Annotated in this window: 3 protein-coding genes; all 3 read left to right on the top strand. The window is 38.8% G+C overall.

The window, feature by feature from the left end; genetic code table 11:
* Positions 1 to 185: 185 nt before the first annotated feature.
* Positions 186 to 2,210, top strand: a complete 2,025-nt coding sequence (locus tag AB1422_03130) for a PAS domain S-box protein (GenBank protein MEW6618338.1) — start codon at positions 186 to 188, stop codon at positions 2,208 to 2,210.
* A 503-nt stretch (positions 2,211 to 2,713) separates the two neighbouring features.
* Positions 2,714 to 3,439, top strand: a complete 726-nt coding sequence (locus AB1422_03125; protein ID MEW6618337.1) for a response regulator — start codon at positions 2,714 to 2,716, stop codon at positions 3,437 to 3,439.
* A 519-nt stretch (positions 3,440 to 3,958) separates the two neighbouring features.
* Positions 3,959 to 6,094, top strand: coding sequence for a glycine--tRNA ligase subunit beta (gene glyS, locus AB1422_03120; GenBank protein ID MEW6618336.1), 2,136 nt, complete (start codon positions 3,959 to 3,961; stop codon positions 6,092 to 6,094).
* The last annotated feature ends 240 nt before the right edge of the window (positions 6,095 to 6,334 follow it).

Below are 6,334 nucleotides of genomic sequence, written 5' to 3'. Positions count from 1 at the left end.
GGAGGAATTTGGTAATATCTTTGCTTCAAGTATTTTAACGCTGAAAGGAAAGAGATAATTTTACATTTTGATATGTAATTTTTATATTTGCTTTTTGCATTTTGATTTTTGGAGAATACCCGCTTAAGAACTACAGTTTCTTAGTGTTGCAGAACTCCAGGCGAGAAATGGTAAGGAGGTTTTGGATGAATAATAAATCAAAAGTCCTAAAAGATATTTTTATGCTTTACGAGTTGGCTCTTTCTATTGGTAAGTCCCTGGATTTAAAAGAAAACTGTGCCATATTCTTAAAGGCACTTATGTCTCGACAAAATCTTGGATTTGCCTCAATCTGGATAAAAAACGAATATCTGGATAAAGAGGACAAGGAATACGCCTCTTTAATCTATGCCTATCCAGAGTTTCGAGTGAAAGAGACCAGACTACCCCTTAATCATCCCCTCTTTACCCTCCTGGAAGGCAGAAAATTCTGGACAGTTGCCTCATGTGAACCTGATTTCTCTCAGGTTGTTACCGAGAAAGAGATAGAAAAAGAGGCTTTTGCTGTTTATAGCCTCAACAATCTGGGATTCTTAAAATTAGCCAAAGAAACTCCATTTGAAAAAGAAAAACCTTCTCAACTCTGTGATATTATCTCTGAATTTACTATTTCCCTTAAAGGATGCTTATCACATCAAAAACTGAAACAATCAGAGGAAAGACTAAAGTTATACCAATCTATGGTGGAATCTGCTCATGATGCCATCTTCTTTAAAGACTTAGAGAGCAGGTATATTATTGCCAATAATAAGGCGTTAGAGGCTTTTGGTCTTTCCCGTGAAGAAGTAATTGGGAAAAACGATTTTGAATTGATGCAAGACCCAGAAGAAGCAAAAAAGAATGTCGAAGATGACCAGACAGTCTTCAAAACTGGCAAACCTCAAGAAATCACCAAGCATATGACCGATGTGGATGGAAGAAAATACTGGTTTCAAGCAATAAAGGTTCCTCAGTTTGAGGATAACGGTAATATCATTGGTCTGGTTGGTATTGCCCGTGACATCACCAGGCAGAAATGGATGGAGGAAGAATTAGAAAAACATACCGAGCACCTTGAGGAATTGGTAGAAGAACAAACTGTGGAACTAAGAAACGAGATTATGGAGCACAAACGGACAGAGAAAGCACTTGCGGAGAGCGAAGAGAAATTTAGGTTAGCCTTTGAGAACGCAAAGGATGCTATCTTCTGGGCAGACCCGCAAACAGGTATAATACTTGAGTGTAACAAATCTGCGGAGGTTCTTTTAGAGAAAGAAAAGAGCGAAATTAAAGGCTCACATCAAACCACAGTTCATCCACCAGAAAAGGCACAATACTACGCAGAGATGTTTCGCAAACATATCGAACATAAGGGCTGGGTTGATGATGAGGCAGAGGTAATCACTAAATCAGGGAAGATAATCCCGGTGAGCATCACCACCTCTGTGACTTTAATTCAGGGAAAGCCAACAATTCAGGGGATATTTCACGACATCACCGAACGAAAGAGGTTACAAAAAAAACTGATAGAGACAGAAAAATTAGCCGCCACAGCCCAGATTGCCGCTGAGGCCGCTCATGAGGTAAAAAATCCATTACAGGTCATCAAATCAGGACTATACTATCTGAAGATGACTCACAAAGAGGATATTGATGCCCAGCAGACTATCCAGCAGATGGATAATGCCATAGGAAGAGCAACCGGGTTTATCAATGACCTGCTGAATTTCTCAAAGCCACTTGAGTTGAAAACGACTAAGTGCCAGGTGAATGAATTAATCAAGGAGGCAATAAAGGAACTCCCGACAAAATTCCTTTTTAATATCGAGGTAACGCAAAATTTAGCCAGCGACCTGCCGGAGATTAATGTGGATTCTGACCGCATTCGTCAGGTGCTGGTTAATCTGGTGAAGAATGCGGTTGAGGCAATGAGAGAAGCTAAGAGTAAAAAGTTAAAGGTAAAAAGTGAAAGAGAGGGAGATTTTATCAAGATAGGCATCTCGGATATGGGCAAAGGCATATCCAGAGAGGATATAAGCAAGATATTCGAGCCATTTTATACCAGCAGAGGCAAAGGAATAGGTCTGGGTCTGGCTATCTGCCAGCGTTTAATTGAGGCACACCAGGGCAGGATAGAGGTAGAGAGTGAAGTTGGGAAGGGAACAACATTTGTGGTATTTCTGCCGATTTAGGGAGAGATTATTCACCGCAGAGACGCAGAGGCGCAGAGAAAAAATAAAATCTATTTGCAGATTCACTATTGTCGTGTTGAGTAAGTTTTGCACGGGGCATCATCAGATTTCATAACCTGCAAACGAATAATTGGTAACTGGTAACTGGTAATTGGTTAAATAGTTTCGTCCTGAGCTCAGCCGAACGGTATTTAATTACCAGTTACCAATCACCAGTTACCAAAATCAAATTCCGTGCGTTATTTGTTCAACACGACAATAGTGCCTTGTCAAGTTAGTATTTGTGGGTAACACTTCTTTATCTTAGATTGGCGATAAAAACAGTTCCGTAGGAATGACATGTTTATAGAAGAATCCATCTATCAATCATAATTAGCTCCAGAGGAGCGATATATTTGTAGAGATTGTCTCAATAATCTTTTCTGTTATCTGATTTATTTTCTCTGTTTCTCTGCGTCTCTGCGGTGAACAGTTACAATTTTTTAATGGGAGGAGCATCAAAAATGGCAAAAATATTAATTGTTGATGACGAAAAAGACCTGGGATTTATCGTAAAACGAATTCTGGAGATTTCGGGCTATGAGGTTGACTATGCCCAATCCGGGTATGAGGCAATAGAGAAAGTCAGAAAAACTACATATAACCTCTGCCTCCTCGATATCAGACTACCAGATATGAACGGTGTGGAGGTATTCCTGAAAATAAAAGAAATAATCCCAGGGGTTCGTGTCCTGATGATGACTGGATTTGCAGTTGAAGATTTGATTAATCAAGCACTTAAGGAAGGGGCTTATGCCTGTATCCATAAACCATTTGATATAGAGAAACTTTTAGAACAAATTGAATCCGTGCTGAAATCTAAAAAGAGAGTTGTCCTTATTGCCGATGATGTCGAAAGGATGCGACAGGAACTCAAGATTTTTCTTGAAGGTAAAAAATATATCGTCTATGAGGCTAAAAATGGAGAGGAAGTTATCGCTCGCGTCCGGGAGAAGGAGTATGATATTATCCTCTTAGACTATGGTTTGCCTGATATGAATGGTCTGGAGATATTTAGAGAGGTTCGGAAAATCGACCAGGATGTCGTGGTTATGCTAATGCTGGATAAACCACTTAAATCAGTAATTAAGGATGCCTTGAAGATGGGCTTCTATGGCTGGATAGAAAAGCCCATAGATACTAATCGGCTTTTGGCAATGCTCAAAGAGACTCTGAAGAATGATGGGTAGTATACTCAAAGAAAACAGGTTTGCAAAAACTTTCTTGAAAGGATTCAAGGGGTCAAGGGATCCAGGGGTCGAGTGAACACCTTATTTTTCAAGCACTTGAATCCTTGCCCCCTCGAATCCGTAACCGTTCAGGTGGTAATTCACCGCAGAGACGCAGAGGAACAGAGAAGACATGGAAATAAATCAGATAACAGAAAAGATTATTGATGCAATTATTGTCCTACATAGGACATCAAAACCAAATTTGTTAATCAATCATGATATGTCGGTCCTCAAAAGCTTGCACTGATGAAAATCCGTGATGGAATTCTGCGTCTGGTAAATAGTTTTTAATTTTTTCTCTGCGTCTCTGTGTCTCTGCGGTGAACGGTTACTCGAATCCTTGATCCCTTTTTAGAGCAAAATATTTGCAAACTCAATTTATTTGGGTATAACTATTCACCCAAATAACTCACCCATTACAATAATCACTTGATTTTTATTGACAGAAATATAAAAGTATAGTAAAATATCTTCAGAATGAATAAAGATTTGTTGTTAGAAATAGGCACAGAAGAGATACCTGCAAGATATATTCCCCCGGCGCTGGAGCAGTTAAAAAACCTGACCAATACGGCTTTTCAAGAAGAAAGAATTGAACAGAAGGGTATTTTTAGTTATGGCACACCAAGAAGATTAGTGCTGTATGTTCAGGAGGTCGCCTCAAGACAAAAGGATTTAGTTTCAGAAACAATTGGTCCGCCTAAGAATGCGGCTTTTAACACCGACGGAAAACCTACTCAAGCCGCGATAGGCTTTGCCAGAAGTCAAGGAATCGCCGTAGAAGAATTAAAATTTAAAGAGACACCAAAAGGTATCTATATCCTGGCACATAAAACAATGCCAGGCAAGGAAACTAAAGAGGTTTTAACTAAAATCCTCCTGGAAATTATCAAATCTATCTCCTTCCCGAAATCGATGTATTGGCAGGATAAAAATTTCTATTTTGCCCGACCTGTCCGCTGGATATTAGCCCTTTTGGGTGAAGAGAAACTAAAATTTGAACTCAGCGGTATGAAATCAGATAATATTTCTTATGGACATCGATTTTTATCGAACCGGGTGATTAAAATTAATCATCCGGCTGAATATGAAGATAAACTCAAGGAAAATTTTGTCATCGTGAACCAGGCGAAAAGGCGAGCAATGATTCTCAATGAGATAAAGGCATATTGTGAAGATAATAATTGCCTTGCCCCGCAACTTGATGAATTATTAGATGAGGTTGTCTATTTAGTAGAATATCCAACGATGGTTGTGGGAAACTTTGCGAAAGAATCCTTAAAATTACCACCAGAGGTATTAGTTTCGGCAATGCGCGAACATCAACGGTATTTTCATCTTGTCGATAAAGAAAATAACTTTTTGCCAAATTTCTTAGTCATCGCCAATACTAATCCTGAAAAGGTGACTAAGGATACGCTCAATATTATTCGTGCAGGGAATGAGCGGGTGCTTTCGGCAAGACTATCCGATGCTTTTTTCTTTTTTAGTCAAGATAAGAAGATTTCATTAGAATCACGGTTAGAGGAGGAAAAAGAAAGGGTCTGGCAGGAGGATTTGGGCACGGTTTATGAGAAAACACTTAGAATTGTAAAATTAGCCGAGTTTATCTCGAAAAAAATAGCCCCAGAGAATACCGCAAAGGCAAGTCGGGCGGCATTACTGGCAAAGGCAGATTTATCCACAGAAATAGTTGGCGAGTTCCCGAAACTTCAAGGAATAATGGGCTATTACTATGCCCTTAGTTCGGGTGAAGATAAAGATGTTGCCAGAGCAATCTGGGAACATTATTTACCGACTTCGGCAGATGGGGTTTTACCACAAACCCTAACTGGAAGCATCGTGAGCCTTGCTGATAAAATAGATTCAATCGTGGGTTGTTTTAGTGTTGGATTAATCCCGAGTGGTTCTGAAGACCCGTATGCACTTAGAAGACAGGCACAGGGAATAATTAATATTTTAGCGGCTGAGTTTTTTAAAATTCCCGCAACCCCATCTATTCCTCCCTTATCTTTACGGGAATTAATTGACTATGCCTTGATTTTATTAGAGGGTAAGATAAAAAGAGATAAAGAAAAGGTAGCGATTGAGGTGTTAACCTTTTTAACCCAGAGATTGCAAAATATATTGATAAATGGTATGTTTTCACAACCAGGGATAGTAACTTCAAGTCAAGCTCAAGGCTTATTATCCGTAGGTGTAGATGATATTCTGGATGTGCTCCAGAGGGCTGATGCTTTATCAAAATTTTCTAAAACCGCTGACTTTGAACCACTAATTATTGCCTTTAAACGAGCAATGAATATCGTGAAAACAGAAATCAAAACTCACAAATCAGAAGTCAGAAAGGAATTATTTGTAGAAGATTCTGAAAAAAATCTTTATGCTGTTTATCTAAAGATTAAAGAAGAATTAGAATCTTATCTGATAAAAAAGGATTATTCAAACTATCTATGGACATTAGCCCAACTTCGCCAACCAATTGATAATTTCTTTGATGAGGTCATGGTGATGGTTGAGGATAAGGAGTTACGAAAGAACAGACTGGCGTTATTGGCGATGATAGCCGGTTTATTTTTAAAAATAGCCAATTTCTCAGAGATTGAAAAATAGTAACCGTTCAGGTGGTAATTTACCGCACAGACGCAGAGAAACAGAGAAGACATAGAAATAAATTAGATCACATAAAAGATTAGTAACTATTCAGCCACGGATTAGCACGGATAAAAAATAAAATCCGTGTTTCATCTGTGTCCATCTGTGGCTGAATAGTTACTTTTTATTAGTAGGTTTTACCAAAATAGTAGAAGATATTTTTAAAAGATTCTCGGTCAGCCTCTTGACAAAATGAAG

The sequence above is a fragment of the bacterium genome, from assembly GCA_040757115.1.
Classification (GTDB): domain Bacteria; phylum UBA9089; class CG2-30-40-21; order CG2-30-40-21; family SBAY01; genus JBFLXS01.
This window is presented reverse-complemented; position numbering and strand designations above follow the sequence as displayed.